At 69.4% G+C, this 14,366-nt stretch carries 18 protein-coding genes and 1 tRNA gene; all 19 read right to left on the bottom strand.

What is annotated here, in order from left to right; translation table 11 throughout:
- Positions 1-13 precede the first annotated feature (13 nt).
- The 19 genes from BMZ83_RS00780 to BMZ83_RS00690 all read right to left on the bottom strand — a co-directional run bounded on the left by BMZ83_RS00780 (position 14) and on the right by BMZ83_RS00690 (position 14,359).
- On the bottom strand, positions 14-1,693 hold the full coding sequence (locus tag BMZ83_RS00780) for a tRNA uridine(34) 5-carboxymethylaminomethyl modification radical SAM/GNAT enzyme Elp3 (protein ID WP_074874622.1): 1,680 nt from the start codon (positions 1,691-1,693) through the stop codon (positions 14-16).
- Between the two features lie 580 nt (positions 1,694-2,273).
- Positions 2,274-4,463 (bottom strand): DHH family phosphoesterase, encoded by a 2,190-nt coding sequence (locus BMZ83_RS00775; RefSeq protein WP_074874621.1) that lies wholly within the window; start codon positions 4,461-4,463, stop codon positions 2,274-2,276.
- A gap of 70 nt (positions 4,464-4,533) precedes the next feature.
- The gene (locus BMZ83_RS00770; protein WP_074874620.1) at positions 4,534-5,136 is read right to left on the bottom strand and encodes a YIP1 family protein; all 603 of its coding nucleotides are present in this window, start codon (positions 5,134-5,136) and stop codon (positions 4,534-4,536) included.
- 25 nt (positions 5,137-5,161) lie between these two features.
- On the bottom strand, positions 5,162-5,749 hold the full coding sequence (locus BMZ83_RS00765; RefSeq protein ID WP_074874619.1) for a thymidine kinase: 588 nt from the start codon (positions 5,747-5,749) through the stop codon (positions 5,162-5,164).
- Between the two features lie 116 nt (positions 5,750-5,865).
- Positions 5,866-6,624, bottom strand: a complete 759-nt coding sequence (locus BMZ83_RS00760) for an isopentenyl phosphate kinase (protein WP_074874618.1) — start codon at positions 6,622-6,624, stop codon at positions 5,866-5,868.
- Positions 6,621-7,634, bottom strand: coding sequence for a mevalonate kinase (mvk, locus tag BMZ83_RS00755; RefSeq protein ID WP_074874616.1), 1,014 nt, complete (start codon positions 7,632-7,634; stop codon positions 6,621-6,623). Before mvk ends, BMZ83_RS00760 begins: the two co-directional genes overlap by 4 nt.
- 63 nt (positions 7,635-7,697) lie before the next feature.
- Positions 7,698-8,081: a cupin domain-containing protein gene (locus BMZ83_RS00750; protein ID WP_074874614.1), complete on the bottom strand. Its 384-nt coding sequence runs from the start codon at positions 8,079-8,081 to the stop codon at positions 7,698-7,700.
- A gap of 305 nt (positions 8,082-8,386) precedes the next feature.
- Positions 8,387-9,145 carry a 30S ribosomal protein S2 gene (gene rpsB / locus BMZ83_RS00745; protein WP_074874612.1) on the bottom strand — a complete coding sequence of 253 codons (759 nt, stop codon included), beginning with the start codon at positions 9,143-9,145 and terminating at the stop codon, positions 8,387-8,389.
- Positions 9,142-10,341 (bottom strand): phosphopyruvate hydratase, encoded by a 1,200-nt coding sequence (eno, locus tag BMZ83_RS00740; protein ID WP_074874610.1) that lies wholly within the window; start codon positions 10,339-10,341, stop codon positions 9,142-9,144. The genes rpsB and eno overlap by 4 nt, the downstream gene beginning before the upstream one ends.
- A complete protein-coding gene (locus tag BMZ83_RS00735; RefSeq protein ID WP_074874608.1) occupies positions 10,338-10,520 on the bottom strand; it encodes a DNA-directed RNA polymerase subunit K in 183 nt (60 codons plus the stop codon). The genes eno and BMZ83_RS00735 overlap by 4 nt, the downstream gene beginning before the upstream one ends.
- Positions 10,517-10,711 carry a DNA-directed RNA polymerase subunit N gene (locus BMZ83_RS00730; protein WP_054584288.1) on the bottom strand — a complete coding sequence of 65 codons (195 nt, stop codon included), beginning with the start codon at positions 10,709-10,711 and terminating at the stop codon, positions 10,517-10,519. Before BMZ83_RS00730 ends, BMZ83_RS00735 begins: the two co-directional genes overlap by 4 nt.
- Positions 10,712-10,723: 12 nt before the next feature.
- Positions 10,724-11,122: a 30S ribosomal protein S9 gene (locus BMZ83_RS00725; RefSeq protein ID WP_074874605.1), complete on the bottom strand. Its 399-nt coding sequence runs from the start codon at positions 11,120-11,122 to the stop codon at positions 10,724-10,726.
- Positions 11,116-11,553, bottom strand: a complete 438-nt coding sequence (locus tag BMZ83_RS00720) for a 50S ribosomal protein L13 (protein WP_074874604.1) — start codon at positions 11,551-11,553, stop codon at positions 11,116-11,118. Before BMZ83_RS00720 ends, BMZ83_RS00725 begins: the two co-directional genes overlap by 7 nt.
- On the bottom strand, positions 11,550-11,906 hold the full coding sequence (locus tag BMZ83_RS00715) for a 50S ribosomal protein L18e (RefSeq protein ID WP_074874603.1): 357 nt from the start codon (positions 11,904-11,906) through the stop codon (positions 11,550-11,552). The genes BMZ83_RS00720 and BMZ83_RS00715 overlap by 4 nt, the downstream gene beginning before the upstream one ends.
- 42 nt (positions 11,907-11,948) lie before the next feature.
- A tRNA-Leu gene (locus BMZ83_RS00710) sits at positions 11,949-12,033 on the bottom strand.
- Positions 12,034-12,150: 117 nt separating this feature from the next.
- Positions 12,151-12,912, bottom strand: a complete 762-nt coding sequence (locus BMZ83_RS00705) for a DNA-directed RNA polymerase subunit D (protein ID WP_074874595.1) — start codon at positions 12,910-12,912, stop codon at positions 12,151-12,153.
- A 3-nt stretch (positions 12,913-12,915) separates the two neighbouring features.
- The gene (locus tag BMZ83_RS00700; RefSeq protein ID WP_074874592.1) at positions 12,916-13,317 is read right to left on the bottom strand and encodes a 30S ribosomal protein S11; all 402 of its coding nucleotides are present in this window, start codon (positions 13,315-13,317) and stop codon (positions 12,916-12,918) included.
- Positions 13,314-13,844, bottom strand: coding sequence for a 30S ribosomal protein S4 (locus tag BMZ83_RS00695; protein WP_074874589.1), 531 nt, complete (start codon positions 13,842-13,844; stop codon positions 13,314-13,316). Before BMZ83_RS00695 ends, BMZ83_RS00700 begins: the two co-directional genes overlap by 4 nt.
- On the bottom strand, positions 13,841-14,359 hold the full coding sequence (locus tag BMZ83_RS00690) for a 30S ribosomal protein S13 (RefSeq protein ID WP_074874585.1): 519 nt from the start codon (positions 14,357-14,359) through the stop codon (positions 13,841-13,843). The genes BMZ83_RS00695 and BMZ83_RS00690 overlap by 4 nt, the downstream gene beginning before the upstream one ends.
- Positions 14,360-14,366 lie beyond the last annotated feature (7 nt).

Here is a 14,366-nt window from a genome sequence, read left to right as displayed (position 1 = left end):
AAAATACCCCTATTCAGAGTCGCTTCGAAACGTACGGACCGTCCTGGTGGTAGCCCAGCTTCTCGCGGTAGTACTCCCGGACGCCGATGCCGGAGATGACGCTCAGCTTCCCGTAGCCGGCCTCGCGGGCCTGTCGTTCGGCCTCCCGCACGAGTCGCTTGCCGTAGCCGCGGTGCTGCCACTCCTGCCCGTCGCCGTCGTCGTCCGCGTCGAAGGTGGCTTCCGAGCCGTAGACGTGGAGTTCGCGCACCAGCGCGGCGTCCTCGAGTTCCCGTCGAACCGGATCGTTCGGGAACCGCAGCCGACAGAAGCCGATGAGCAGGTCCCGGACGGGGTCCTCGAAGGAGATGAACCGCTCGGTGCCGCCGCCGGCCTCGTACTCCATCGTGTCCAGGGTGATCTCGTCGGGGTCGGGATCCGCGTCGTTGTGGCCGACTTCGCGGGCGCGGATGTCCCGGATGTCGTACCCCTTCTCCTCGGCGCGCTGCCGGGCGAGTTGGCGGAGGTTCGACTTCCAGACGCCGCCCTCGATGAAGTCCGCCGGGATGTCCCGCTGGACCCGCTGGAGCCGGCAGTACTTCGGGATCTCGTTCATCGCGTCGGCGACCACGTCGGCGGCGGTCTCGTTGTTCAGCGGCTCGAAGTCCTCGCGCTTCCACATGTCGTAGACGCGGGTGCCCTCGACGACGAGGGTCGGGTAGATCTTGAGGTAGTCCGGCCGCCACTCCGGGGAGTCGAACAGCTGTCGGAAGTCCTCGCGGCACATTTCCTGGCTCATCCCTGGCTGGCCCGGCATCATGTGGAAGCCGACCTTGAACGCCGAATCGCGGAGGCGGCGGTTGGCGTCGATGGAGGCCTGGGTGCCGTGCCCGCGGTGCATCTCGCGGTTGATGCGCTCGTAGGTAGTCTGGACGCCGACCTCGACCTTCGTGCCGCCGAGGTCCAGCATCCGGTCGATCTGCTCGGGGTCGCACCAGTCGGGCTTGGTCTCGAACGTGATCCCCGTCACCCGGATGTCGCCGGTCTCGTTCCGGGCGATCACGTCCTCGAGGTACTCGAACTCCTGCTCCTCTGACGGCTGGGCGAAGCTCTCGGTTTGGCTGGGCTCGGGATCGCTGTCGAGGTCGTACTCGTTCATCGCCTGCAGCGCCCGCTTGACGAACCACTCCTGGTAGTCGTGGCTCCGGGCGGTCATGGTGCCGCCCATCAGGATCAGTTCGGCCTTGTCGACCGGGTGGCCGATCGCCCGGAGCTGTTCGAGCCGCAGGGTGACCTGCCCGTACGGGTCGTAGTCGTTCTGCTCGCCGCGGGCCGCCGCGGGCTCGTGGCCGGTGTAGGACTGCGCCGAGGAGAACTCGGAGGCGGGCCCGCCGGGACAGTAGAGACACTTCCCGTGCGGGCAGAGGTGCGGCGAGGTCATGATCGCGATGGGCGAGACGCCCGACGCCGTGCGGACGGGCTTGCGCCGGACGACCGACTTGACCTCCTCGCGCCACTCGTCGGGGGCGTAGCTGAGGACGTCACCGTTGGTGGGGACCTTCGGCGCGCCGGTGTCGCTGCAGACCTCGCGCTTGGCGGCCTCGAGGTCGTCGCGTTCGAGGCCGTCCTCGATGATGCGGCGACAGAGCTCCTCGCAGGCGTCGACGAACGCGGGTGGATCGCCGGTGTCGGTGTCCGCGGCGTCCGTACTCATTTGTTGGTGGTGGGGGGTTTTCGGGGTTAAGGGTTGCGAGCGAGACGGGGAAACGTCGTGACCGAAGGGAACGACGGTAAACTGTCTCGTTACGCGAACGGTGAGCGCCAGCGAACCGGGAGGCTGCGAGCGAGGTGGAGATTCGGGATTGCCCCGTTACGCGAGCGTGGACCCTCAACTGGATGAATTCGACGACGACAGCGACTGCGACCGTCACCGCGGAGTGGGCTAGGACTCTGGGGGCCGCACCGCTCCGCACGGCGGCCACACCCGCCCCAACCGACTCGGTCGCTATCGCGCCTTCGCCCTCCGAGGGACCGAAGCTCGCTCGTTGCACTCGCGTGAACCTCGCGCTCGGCTCGCGTCCGTCGACGCGAGCGCTTCGCGCCACAGCCGGCCGCGGTGCGGCTGCGGGGACGCCTCGCGGGCGCCGAATCGGCGCCCGCAGGGGTGGGGACCGGAAAGCGCGCCGGGCACGAGCCCCGGCGCGTTGCGGTCACAAGTTGCCAAGCATCGGGATGCTGTTACCGTCGCTGCCCCGAAACCCAAAACGAACCACAAAACCGACGAGTTCAGAGAATCAGTCGAACTGCTCGACGACGGCCCCGACGACCGCGATCTCGACGTCCTGACGCGCGCCGGAGAGGAACTCGATGCGGCCCTCGCGCAGGCCCGCAGCCGAGATCCCGGCCCCGGGTGCGTTCGACGCCGCCTCGTGAGCGACCTCGCGCAGGTCGAGGTCCGGATCCGCGCGGACCCAGAGTTCGTCCATCGCGATGCCGATCGTCACGCTCGCGTCGCCGCGGCGGTGGAGTTCGTCCAGCAGCAGCGAACTCGGCGGGAAGTCGTACTTGTGGGTGTACTCTTCCGTGTCGAGCACCGCGACCTCGACGCCCTCGGCCTCGCTTCGCTCGAGGTTGGCCCGGGCCGTCTCGACCTCGGTGTCCATCTTCTCGCGGAACTGGGTGGCGATGTGGCCCGCCAGCGTCTCGGACTCGGCAGCGTCCACCGGCGCGCCGGCGGTGACGGCCTCGACGCTCTCGCCGAACAGCAGGTCGCCGACCAGTTCGCGCTTCTCGTCGTAGGACTGGTAGTACGCCTCCAGCGCGATCGCCTCGCGGAGTTCGGTTACGGCCTCCTCGTCGAAGCCCGCCTCGCGGGCCGCGTCGAGGTAGGACTGCGGCGTGGTCTCCCAGTAGCTGACCGCCGGCAGGTGGGCGATCTCCTCGCGGACCTCGGGGGAGACCGTCGTCGCCAGCGAGGCCGCCAGCGCGCCCGTCGAGAGCCCGTCGACCGCGGGGTTGACCAGCACCTCGGAGGCGTCGGCGATCTCGGGGTCCGCCGGCGCGGCGTCGACGACGACGCGGTCGGCGCCGTAGATCCCCAGCATCTCCAGGCCGTCCTCGCTCTCCACGGTGGAGGCGGTCCCGGCCAGCACCACGAGCGGCAGCTTCTCGTCGTGCCGGTCGCGGTCCTGCAGCATGCTGGTCACGTCGTTGGTCGCGTCGTTCATCTCGTACACCGCCTCCTCCAGCGGGCGCCGGTTCACGTAGTGGTACTCGGCGTCGCTCTCGGCGTGTTCCTCCCGGACCATCGGGAGGATCGCGCGTTCGAGCGCCACGCCGGCGACGTAGCCGTCGGCGGTCGCGGCGTGGCGGACGACGATCGGTCGGGACTCGAGCACCGCACGCCGGATCGCCTCCGCGGCGTCCAGCAGCGTCTCCTCGACGCCTGCGACAGATTCGTCGTCGGCGACCAGCGTCGCCTCGTCCGGCCGGGCGCGCTCGGTCATCGCCTCGGCCAGCCGTCGCTCGACGGCCTCGCGGTCCTCGCCGTCGAGTGCGACCAGCGCCTCGGTCTCGACCTGCAGCTCCTCGTGGCGGATCTCGACCTCGCCGTCGAGGCGGACGACGTCGCCGACCTCGATCTCGGGGTAGGCGCGCACGCCGGCCTCGACGAACGCGGCGCAGTCGACCACGCCGGTCTCGTCGCGGATTTCGAACACGGTCGGGCCGCCGGTCTGGCGGGCGCTGACGACCTCGCCCTCGATGCGGACGTTCTCGCCGACGCGGTCGGAGAGCTCGCCGATGTCGCGGCGGGTTACTGACTCCGCGTCGGTCTCATCGGTCGTCTCCGTCGCCTCGGTCTCGTCGGTCGCTTCGACCGAACCGTCGGCGGTCCCGGAGGCGTCGGCGGCTTCGTCGACCGCGTCGGGTTCGTCGGCGGTCTCGGACTCGGCGGACGCCGCGGTCGCGGCCTCCGTGCCGCTGCCGTCGGTCTCGGGCGACGGCGCCTCGGCCTCGTCCGTCGGCGGTGCTACGTCCCGCTCACGCCCGTTTCCCTCGTCGACCTCCTCCTCGCCCGCCTCACTCCCGTTTCCCTCTTCGTCCTCCTCGGGGAGCAGTTCCTCGGTGCCGTCCTGGATGAGCGACCCGCGGAACTCGCGGTCGGCCTGTCGGATGGAGGTGGTCAGGTCGACGTTGCCGTTGTCGCGGACGTTCTTGACCTGGACGAACACGGTATCGCCCGCCTCCCAGTCGAGGCTCTCGAGCCGCTTCTCGAGTTCGGAGCGGTGGAGCAGCCCCGTGACGCTCGGGGAGAGGTCGATGAAGACGCCGAAGTCGGCGTAGCCGTCGACGACGCCGCGGTAGAAGCGGTTCTCGACGAGCTGGTCCGGGCTGTCGCCGCGGAACTCGAAGACGACGTCCTCTTCGTGTGACTGGCAGATGTGGCCCTGGGTGTCGGCGCCACAGATGATGCAGTTACCCATTTGTGAGAAACCACACGGTCCGCCCTAAAGGCGTTGTCGAAAGCTACTGCGAACCGCCGGCGACGACGACTCAGAGCCCGGCAGCCGCGAAGCCGCCGTAGCCGTAGCCGAACACCAGAACCGCCGGCAGCGCCGCCGCGAGCGCCGCCCGCGGGAGGCTGGTCCGGTGGCGCACGGAGGTCCCGACCACCAACAGCGCGGTCCCGTACAGACAGCACGCCACCCGCAGCGGCGGCGACGGCACGGCGGTCAGCAGACACGGCGCGGTCGCGTACGCGATGACCTGCACCGTCTCGCTCACGCCCCCGCGGTCGGGGGCGACCAGCGTCAGCCCGATCGTCTCGATCGCCGCCGCGAAGTGAAACGTCGCCGGCGCGAGAAAGAGGCCGACCACCAGCAGCACCAACACGGCCTGCAACAGCGCGGACTCGGGCACGAACGTCGGCGTGATCTCGACGCTCTCGAACGTCGGGAGGTCGCCCGTCGCCAGCCGGCCGCCGATAGCGACCAACGCCACGAGCACGCCGAAGACCAGCCCCGGCGCCTGATCGGCCGGCGCGACTCCGTTCCGGAAGAACCGCTTCGGGCGGACGAGTACCTCCGCCCACGCGCGAGCGAGCGCTCGCGGCCCGCGGTCGCGTCCGCCCTCGGGATCCGCCACCCACTGTGTCACGGTCGGCTCACCTCGGTTCGGCGCATCAGTCGGTCCTGAGCGTGTGGCAGCTCCGACACCGTGCCTCGTAGGACTCGTCGGCGCCGACGACGATCGTGTCGTCGTCGACGTGGGCGGGCTCGCCGTCGACCAGCCGCTGGTTCCGGGTTGCCGGCTCCCCACAGACGGTGCAGATCGCCTGGAGCTTGTCGACGTACTCCGCGATCGCCATCAGCTCCGGCAGCGGCGTGAACGGCTCCCCCCGGAACGTGATGTCGGTCCCGGAGACGATCACGCGCCGGCCGTCGTTGGCCAGCACGTTGCAGACGTTGACGAGGTCCCGGTCGAAGAAGTTGGCCTCGTCGACGGCGACGACCTCCTCGCCGTTGAGGTGGTCCTGGATCTCCCAGACCCCGTCGCCCCCGTTGTCGACGACCTGTGCCTCCCACTGGCGCCCCTCGTGGGAGCCGATCGTCGTCTCGCCGTACCGGTCGTCGATGGCGGGCGTGAACGCGGCGACGCTCTGGCCCGCGATCTCCGCGCGGCGCAGCCGCCGCAGCAGCTCCTCGGTCTTCCCCGAGAACATCGAGCCGGCGACCACCTCGACGAAGCCGCTCCCGGTGATCTCGTGCATGGTCGAAGGCGGGCAGGGGAGGGGTAAAGGGTTGCCGAACGACTACCGCCCCGGATCGTCGTCCCGGTGCGACTGTCAGTCGTCGCCCCGGATCGTCGCACCGGGACGGTTACCGGCTACCGCCCGCGGATCGTCGTCCCGGGGTTCTCGCCGACCAGAAACGCCCCGATGTCGTCGGCGCCGAACACCGACGCCGGCGCACCCAAATCGAGCAGTTCCCGCACCTTCGCGGCCATCCCCCCGGTCACGTCCTCGTCGGCGTCGCTGCCCCCGAGCGCGTGCGCGGCGTCGGCGAAGGCCGTGATCTCCGGGATCACCTCGTCCTCGGCGTCGAGCACGCCCGGCACCGTCGAACAGAGACCGACGCGCTCGGCGGAGAGGGATTCGGCGGCCGTCGTCACGATCTCGTCGCCCGAGAGCACCGTCACGCCCTCGCCCTCCGTCGCGATCACGTCACCATGCAGCACCGGGACGAACCCCTCGCCGAGCATCGTCGCCGCCTGACTCATCGGGAGGTCGAGGGCGCCATCGGCGTCGCGAGCGCCCGCCGAGAGCGGGTGGACCGGGAGCGCCGGCACGCCCCGGTCGTGGAGCCGCGAGAGCACGAACTGGTTGAGCGTCTTCATCGCGCCGTGGATCGCGACGGCGTCGACGGCATCGGCGCTTCCCTCGGTCGTCGACACGCCCGCCTCGCTGGCGTGGTGGTGGCCGAAGCTCCCGCCGCCGTGGACGAGGACGAGTTCGTCGAGGTCGCCGTTCTCCATCGCGTCGGCGACGGCGTCGGCCGCCGCGTCGAGGGCAGCGCCGTCGAGCGTCTCCGCGCGGTCCTTCTCGGTGATGACCGAGCCGCCGAGTTTGAGGACGGTGGGCGTCATTCCTCCGCGCGCACCCCCTCGGTCGCGAGTTCGGCCCGGAACGTCTGCTCACAGCCCGGCGAGTACTCCAGCGCGCGCCGGGTGGCCTGCCCCTGGTCGAGCGCGACGATGCAGCCGCCGCCGCCCGCGCCCGTGAGCTTCGCCCCTGCAGCGTCGGCCTCGCGGGCGGTCCAGACCATCCGGTCCAGCGAGCGCGAGGAGACACCCAGCGCCGACAGCAGCCCGTGGTTGAAGTCCATCAGATCGCCCAGTTCGTCGAGCAGTACCGGGCCGGGGTCCCCCCCCGGGTCGGCCGCCGCCAGCAGCCGCTCGCCCTCCCGCGTGAGGTCGCCGATGGTCTCGACGGTGTCGGCGGCGAACTCGTACTCCTCCTTCAGCGCCCGGACGCCGGCGACGAGTTCGCCCGTGTCGCCCGCGCCGCCGTCGTAGCCGATCACCAGCGGGAGCTCCGGTGCCTCGATCGGCCGGGTGTCGTCGCCCTCGACCCGGACGGCGCCGCCCATCGCCGAGCAGTAGGTGTCCGCACGGGAGGCTTCGCCGCCCTGGACGGTCGACTCGGCTCGGTACGCGCGGTCGGCCAGCTCCTCGGGGTCGATCGATTCGCCGCTGGCGCGGACCGCGGCGTCGATGGCGGCGACGACGACCGCCGCCGAGGAGCCCAGCCCGCCGCCCAACGGGATGTCGCTCTCGATGGTCACGTCGAAGCCGGCTTCGGGGTCGCCGATCGCGGCGCGGGCCTGGGCCAGCGCCTCGTCGACGTAGCCGGTCGCGGCCTCGACGAGGTTCGACGGCACGTCCACGTTGTGGTGCTCGTCAGCCGGCCCGCCCCACTCGACGGTGAAGCCGTCGAGGGTGAGGTCGTCGGACTCGACGCGGACACGGTGGTCCTCGCGTGGCTCGACGGTCACCCGCGCGCGCCGCTCGATCGCGCAGGGCACGGCGGGCTCGCCGTACACCACGGCGTGCTCCCCGAACAGGTACACCTTCCCGGGGGCGCTCGAAGTCGTCATGCCCCAACGCTCGCTCTCGATGGTTACAGTCGTTCCGACTGGCGACGAGGCCTGCCCGGCCGCTCACTCCCCGCCGTCGGGCTCGTAGACGTGCACGTCGCCGTCGGTCTGTGGCGCGCCGACGGCGAGCACCTCCGCCGCCTCGTCGGCGTCCTCGGGACAGTACGCGCGGTGGGGGCTGTCCGGGTCGGCGGCGAACAGTTCGTCGGCGCTGACCGCGAACGTCCCCTCGGGCGTCTCCACCGCGATCTCGCCGGCGATCACGTAGAACGCCTCCTCCTGCTCGTCGTGGTAGTGGTACGCCAGCGGGATCTCCTCGCCGGGGGCGGCGCTGTAGCGGTTGAGCGCCACGTGTTCGAGGCCCGCCGCCTCGGTCAGCCGGCGAAGCTCGCACGGTCGGTCGGGTGTCGGCTCCACGTCCGCGGTCTCCACGGTTCGGTAGCCCATGGGACAGCCTCGGCCAGCGGCCGCAAAAGCCCGTCGGGGGTTCGCTTTCACGAGTGAGACACGCGGCGGGAAATTTTTGTACGACTGCGTGCAGGATGGACGATGTGGCGGCACGCCGCTGTGGCGTGCCGGGCGCGACCCCCGTCGCGTCGTCGCCGGCCGTCGACACCCCCGAAAGGCGCCCGGTGACCCGACTCCCGTCGGTCGGTTTTCCGACCGACATCCCCATCCGCTTTCGGCCCACGCGAGCGACGGCGTCGCCGCTGTCCGGCGGGAAAGCGAACGCAGAAAATTTCTCGACGGGCCTAGAGCCCGGCCTCGAAGTCTTCGAGGGCGTAGCTGGGCTCCGCGCCGCGTCGGTCGAGCGTCTCGTTGGCCAGCAGCCAGTAGACGACCGAGAGCGCGCGTCGGCCCTTGTTGTTGGTCGGGATGACCAGGTCGACGTTCGAGACGGCGTTGTTCGAGTCGCACATGGCGATGACGGGGATGCCGACCGTGATGGCCTCCTTCACCGCCTGGGCGTCACCGATCGGGTCGGTGACGACCACGACGTCCGGCTCGATGTAGCCGTCGTACTTCGGGTTCGTCAGGGTGCCCGGGATGAATCGACCCGTGCGTGCGCGGGCGCCGATGGCGTCCGCGAACTTCTCGGCCGGGAACCGGCCGTACTGCCGCGAGGAGGTGACGAGCACCTGCTCGGGGTCGTAGTTGGAGAGGAACTCCGCGGCGGTCCGGATGCGGCCGTCGGTCCGGCTCACGTCGAGCACGTAGAGGCCGTCGTCGCGGACGCGGTGGATGAACCGCTCCATGTCCTTCGTCTTCTGCTGGGTCCCGATGTGGACCCCGGCGGAGAGGTAGTCCTCGACCGGGATGAGGAGGTCTGCTTCCTCCTCGCCCTCCGGCATGACGTTCTCGTCGAACCGGGACTCCTCTTCGGCCTCGTCGGCCTGTTCTGTCTCTGCCTCGTCGCTCGAGGCGCTCTCTGCCGCCGCCTCGGAGTCGGCGACCTCGTCGGCCACGTCCTCCTCGGCGGGTTCTGTGTCGTCGTTCTCGCTTTCGCTCATACAGCGTCCTCCGCGATGCGGATGAGTTCGTTGAGTTTGGCAGTTCGCTCGCCCCCGACGGTGCCCGTCTTGATGAACGGTGCGCCGGTCCCGACGGCGAGGTGTGCGATGGTCGTGTCCTCCGTCTCCCCCGATCGGTGGGAGATCACGGGCGTGAACCCGTTCCGGGTCGCAGTCTCGATGGCGTCGACCGCCAGCGAGAGCGTCCCGATCTGGTTGGGCTTGATCAGGATGCTGTTGCCAGCGCCCCTCTCGATGCCCCGCTCTAGTCGCTCGGTGTTGGTGACGAACAGGTCGTCACCGCAGACGAGCGTCTCCTCACCGACACGGGCGGTGAGTTCCGCGAACCCCTCGAAGTCGTTCTCCTCGAGCGGGTCCTCGACGTACGCCAGTTCGTACTCCGCGACCAGGTCGGCGACGTAGTCGATCTGCTCCGCGGGCGACCGACTCGTCCCGCCGTACTGGTAGGCGTCGCCGTCCCAGAGCTCCGAGGCCGCCACGTCGAGGCCGAACGTGACCTCGAACCCGACGTCCTGGGAGACCCGTTCGCAGGCCTCGGCGACGATCTCGAACGCCTCGGCGTCGTCGATCGACGGCGCCCACGCACCCTCGTCGCCTTTCGCGGCCGGGACGCCGCGCTCGGTGAGGAGTTCGCCCACGGTCTCGTGGACCGCGGCGTTGGCGAAGGCCGCCTCCGCGACGGAGGGGGCCCCGACCGGCGCCGCGAGGAACTCCTGGATGTGGGTCGCGTCGGCGGCGTGCTCGCCGCCGCCCACGACGTTGCCCAGCGGCACCGGGAAGTTCTCCCCCCGGAACGCGCCGCCGAGATGCTGGTACAGCGGCGCCCCGAGCACGTCGGCGCCGGCCTTGGCCGCCGCCATCGAGATGGCGACCGCGCTGTTGGCGCCGATCTCCGAGAAGTCCTCGGTGCCGTCGGCGCCACGCAGGGCCGCGTCGACCTCGCGCTGGTTCCCCGCGTGGACCTCCTCCACGAGTCGGGGGATCGCGTGCTTGCGGGCCGCGGCGATGGCCTCACCGGGCGGGAGCTCGATGGCCTCGTGCTCGCCGGTGCTGGCCCCGGACGGGGCCGCCGCGCGGCCGAAGCCGCCCGACACCGTCAGCACGTCGGCCTCGACCGTGGGGTTGCCACGGGAGTCGAGCACGCGCCGGAGCGAGACGCCGCTGATGCGCGTCATTTGCCCTCCCGTCGAACGGTGAACGGCAGGACGCCGGCGTCGTACTCCTCTGCCGCGATGAGGTACGGTTCGGTCCGTTCGGTCTCCACGAGCACCGGCGCGCCGTACGACAGCTGCAGCGCTCGGGCGCCGATAATGCGGGCCTTCTCGTACCGGTTGAACTCGGTGTCCGTGCTCATTGGTAGGGGGAGACGACGTCCACCAGGTCGCGGTGGCTCACCATCATGCGCCGGCAGCAGTGCCGATCGACGCCGAGGTCGTCGAGCACCGCCGCCGGGTCCTCGTCGCCGTCACGCGCTCGGTCTTCGAACTCCTCCCAGTGTTCCCCGATGACCTTGCCACACGAGAAACACCGGACGGGTATCATCATGGTTAGATCACCTCAGCGGTAGGACTTCTGGTAACGAGCACGCGCGCCGGGCCCGCCCCACTTCTTCGGCTCGGACTGCCGGGAGTCGTTCACCAGCAGCGAGCGGTCGAACTCCATGTAGGCGTCGCGGAGTTCGGCGTCCTGCAGGTGCTGGACGAGCCCGCGAGCGATCGCGGTGCGGGCGGCGTCGGCCTGCCCCGCGAACCCGCCGCCGGAGATCGACACGTCGATGTCGACCCCCGAGCGGAGTTCGTCGCCGGCGATGCGGAACGGCTCCAGCATCTTGAGCCGTGCGAGCTCCGGTTCGACCAGCTCGACGGGCTGGGAGTTGATGCGAACGCGACCCTCGCCCTCGCTCACGGTGGCGCGGGCGACGGCCGTCTTCTTCTTGCCGGACGTGTTCGTTACCATGTCTTGTTGGCGCCGAGGGTCTCGGAGATCTCACCGAGCGTGGTGAACTTGATGTTCGAGAGCCGGTCGAGCGAAGTGCCCTCGAGCACCTCGCCGTCCCGATCGTGGGGGTTGCCCACGTAGATTCGGATGTTCTCGAAGGCCTCGCGGCCACGGTCCTGCTTGTACGGCAGCATGCCGCGCACGGAGCGCTTGAAGATGCGGTCCGGGCGCTTGGGGTAGTACGGCCCCGAGTCGGAGCCCAGATCCGCTCGCGTGCGGTAGGTCTCCATCGTGGCCTCCTCGTTGCCGGTGATCACCGCCTCCTCGGCGTTGATCACGGCGACGCGGTCGCCGTCGAGAGCGCACTGGGCGATCTCGCTGGCGACGCGGCCCATGATGCAGTCGCGGGCGTCGACGACGACGTCGGCCTCCCACTCGGCGACGCTCATCGAATCACCCGCACGTTACTGCCTTCGGGGTTCTGTTCGAGTGCCTGTTCGAGCTGCACCGCCTCGCCGACTTGGTCGATCTTCTTCCGGGCGGTGCCGGAGAAGCTGACCGCGGCGACGGTGACGTCCTTCTGGAGCACACCGCTGCCGAGCACCTTGCCGGGCACGACGACGGTCTCGTCCTCCTGGGCGTATCGCTCGATGCGGCCCAGGTTGACCTCCGCGTGCGTGCGGCGCGGCTTCTCGAGTCGGTCGGCGACGTCGGCCCACACGTTGGCGCCGACGTCACGCGAGACCGACTTGAGCTCGGCGATGAGGCTCCCTAGTCTCGGGTTCGTCTTGTTGCTACTCATGGATTTACCTCTAGCGTGGAGTTGCCTCCGGAAAACTGAGAATGCAGGGAGCAGGATTTGAACCTGCGGACCTCTACAGGACAGCGCCCTGAACGCTGCGCCGTTGGCCTGACTTGGCTATCCCTGCCTGCACTCTCAGGTACTCGATGGCCCTTCAAAGCGGTTTCGGTCCGCACCCACGACGCGCCGGCGCCGCGGCTCCCGGTTCGGGGGCTTGCGTCGGGGTGTCGTGGGGTCCAGGTCATCAGACTGCGACTTTCTCTTGCAGTTCGTCCGCGCGCGACTCGATCGAGTCGATACCGCGGAGCACCAGTTCTTCGACCGTCATGGAGCCGTCCGTCTCCACGTGGAAGACGAACGCCCCGGGGACGTCCTCGACTTCGAGTTCCTTCCCGGGGTACCGCTCGGTCAGGTCGTGATCGAACTCGTCGGTGGGGACCAACTCGCCGTCCTCGGTCTCGATGACCCCGCGGAGGATGTTGGTCTCCTCCTCGTCGAACTCGCCGCGGTCGCCGACGACCGACACCTTGCGCAGGTGGCGGTAGCCGACCGCGACGCCCCCGGACTGCTTGGCGTGGCTCTTGCCGTCGTCGAGGACGGCCTCGGCCTCCAGCTCGATGCGCTGGTTCTCGCCGCTGGGGTTCTCGTTGAGTTGGATGATCGGGACGTCTTCGTCGGCCGGATTGACGTCCGGATCCGACGACTCGAGGTCCCCGGAGTACGCCGTGTCCGGCCCCTCGACGTCGAGTGAGAGGGTGACGGTGTCACCGTACTCGAAGTCGTCGGGCGTCGTCAGCGGGACGAGCCCGAGTCGGAGCCCGATCATCTCGTCGAACATCACCGAGGAGTTCTCGACGACGCGGAGCGTGTCGATGCTCAGCGTGGGCACGTCCGCGATCATCGCCCGGCGGAGCCCGTTGGCGAAGGCCGGGGTGAGACCGCGCACGAGGATCCGCGCCTCGCGGTCGTCGCCTCGGATGTACTCGACGTCGAATTCGTCTGCCATGTGTTACAGTCGGTTCTTCTTGGCTGCGCGCGTCCCGTCGTGGGGAAGCGGGGTGACGTCCTCGATGCGACCGATCTCCAGCCCGGCGCGGGCCAGCGCACGGATCGTCGCCTGTGCGCCCGGCCCCGGGGACTTGGTCTCGTTACCGCCCGGACCGCGAACGCGGACGTGGACGCCGCCGATGCCGGCGGCCTTCACGTCGTCGACGACCGCCTCGGCCATCTGCATGGCCGCGTACGGCGACGCCTCGTCGCGGTTCTGCTTCACGACCGTCCCACCGGAGGACTTCGCGACCGTCTCGGCGCCGGTGGCGTCGGTCACCGTGATCAGCGTGTTGTTGAACGACGCGAACACGTGTGCGATACCCCACTTGTCTCCGTCTGCTGTGGACTCGCTCTCGCTCATTCGTCTTGACCCTCCGCACGCGCGGGATGAAGTTCGTCGGCCAGCACGGAGTTCTCGTCGAACTCGATGCTGTCCTCCTCGCCGACGGTCACGAACTTCGAAGGCTCGGTGACCCGAGCGCCGTCGACGGTGACGTGGCCGTGGACGAGGAACTGTCGAGCCTGCTGGGGCGTCGACGCCAGCCCCTGGCGGTAGACGACGGTCTGGAACCGACGCTCGAGCACGTCGGTCTCGTCGAGGCTCAGCACCTCGGTGATGTCGTCGTTCTCGTTGAGGATGCCGATCTTCCGGAGCCGAGCGACGAACTCGCTACCCTGCTCGTTGGCGACCTCGACGTCGCCCTGTGCGGCGCCGAGCAGCCGTCGAGCCTCGCGGCGGAAGTCGCGCAGGCGCGACTGGGCGCGCCAGAGTTCCTCTTTGCTCTCGAGTCCGTAGCGGTCGACCAGCCCGGCCTCCTCGGCGATACGTTCGCCCTGGAACGGGTGGTTCGGCGTCTCGTAGCGTTTAGTTGCGTTTCCGGTCGTCATTCTTCCTCACCGGCTTCTTCCTCCATCTCCTCGCGGATCTCCTCGATGTTGACCCCGATGGTCCCCTCGGTTCGACCCGTGGACTTGGTCCGCTGTCCGCGGACCTTCTGCCCGCGCTGGTGGCGGACGCCCTTGTAGGAGCTGATCATCTTCATGCGGTTGATGTCGTGGCGCCGGGACTCCTCGAGGTCGCCCCCGGTCACGTGGGTGGTCTCGCCGGAGAAGAAGTCCTTCTGCCGGTTGGCCATCCACGAGGGAACGTGTTCCCCGAGGTTCTCGACGACCTCGACGACGCTGTTGATCTCGTCGTCGTCGAGGCGTCCGAACGTCGCCTGCCGATTCACTTCGGCCTCGTCGGCGACGATGCGCGCCATGCGCTTGCCGATTCCTTTGAGTTCACTGAGGGACCGCTCGACGGATTTGGTCCCGTCCAGGTCGGTCTGCCCGATCCGGACGAAGTACTGGAGGTCCTCGTCCTCCTCCGTCTCGCCGTCCGCTGGTTCTTCTGCACTCATATCTGGT

Origin of the sequence: Halolamina pelagica (assembly GCF_900115675.1) — an archaeon.
GTDB classification, from domain to species: domain Archaea; phylum Halobacteriota; class Halobacteria; order Halobacteriales; family Haloferacaceae; genus Halolamina; species Halolamina pelagica.
Note: the sequence above shows the minus strand (reverse complement) of the source record. Positions and strands in the feature narration are given on the sequence as shown.

What these genes read in the sequence shown, in the direction of transcription:
- BMZ83_RS00780 (WP_074874622.1), bottom strand. Translation starts at nt 1,693, where the DNA reads ATGAGTACGGACGCCGCGGACACCGACACCGGCGATCCACCCGCGTTC.
- BMZ83_RS00775 (WP_074874621.1), bottom strand. Translation starts at nt 4,463, where the DNA reads ATGGGTAACTGCATCATCTGTGGCGCCGACACCCAGGGCCACATCTGC.
- BMZ83_RS00765 (WP_074874619.1), bottom strand. Translation starts at nt 5,749, where the DNA reads ATGCACGAGATCACCGGGAGCGGCTTCGTCGAGGTGGTCGCCGGCTCG.
- BMZ83_RS00760 (WP_074874618.1), bottom strand. Translation starts at nt 6,624, where the DNA reads ATGACGCCCACCGTCCTCAAACTCGGCGGCTCGGTCATCACCGAGAAG.
- mvk (WP_074874616.1), bottom strand. Translation starts at nt 7,634, where the DNA reads ATGACGACTTCGAGCGCCCCCGGGAAGGTGTACCTGTTCGGGGAGCAC.
- BMZ83_RS00750 (WP_074874614.1), bottom strand. Translation starts at nt 8,081, where the DNA reads ATGGGCTACCGAACCGTGGAGACCGCGGACGTGGAGCCGACACCCGAC.
- rpsB (WP_074874612.1), bottom strand. Translation starts at nt 9,145, where the DNA reads ATGAGCGAAAGCGAGAACGACGACACAGAACCCGCCGAGGAGGACGTG.
- eno (WP_074874610.1), bottom strand. Translation starts at nt 10,341, where the DNA reads ATGACGCGCATCAGCGGCGTCTCGCTCCGGCGCGTGCTCGACTCCCGT.
- BMZ83_RS00735 (WP_074874608.1), bottom strand. Translation starts at nt 10,520, where the DNA reads ATGAGCACGGACACCGAGTTCAACCGGTACGAGAAGGCCCGCATTATC.
- BMZ83_RS00730 (WP_054584288.1), bottom strand. Translation starts at nt 10,711, where the DNA reads ATGATGATACCCGTCCGGTGTTTCTCGTGTGGCAAGGTCATCGGGGAA.
- BMZ83_RS00725 (WP_074874605.1), bottom strand. Translation starts at nt 11,122, where the DNA reads ATGGTAACGAACACGTCCGGCAAGAAGAAGACGGCCGTCGCCCGCGCC.
- BMZ83_RS00720 (WP_074874604.1), bottom strand. Translation starts at nt 11,553, where the DNA reads ATGAGCGTCGCCGAGTGGGAGGCCGACGTCGTCGTCGACGCCCGCGAC.
- BMZ83_RS00715 (WP_074874603.1), bottom strand. Translation starts at nt 11,906, where the DNA reads ATGAGTAGCAACAAGACGAACCCGAGACTAGGGAGCCTCATCGCCGAG.
- BMZ83_RS00705 (WP_074874595.1), bottom strand. Translation starts at nt 12,912, where the DNA reads ATGGCAGACGAATTCGACGTCGAGTACATCCGAGGCGACGACCGCGAG.
- BMZ83_RS00700 (WP_074874592.1), bottom strand. Translation starts at nt 13,317, where the DNA reads ATGAGCGAGAGCGAGTCCACAGCAGACGGAGACAAGTGGGGTATCGCA.
- BMZ83_RS00695 (WP_074874589.1), bottom strand. Translation starts at nt 13,844, where the DNA reads ATGACGACCGGAAACGCAACTAAACGCTACGAGACGCCGAACCACCCG.
- BMZ83_RS00690 (WP_074874585.1), bottom strand. Translation starts at nt 14,359, where the DNA reads ATGAGTGCAGAAGAACCAGCGGACGGCGAGACGGAGGAGGACGAGGAC.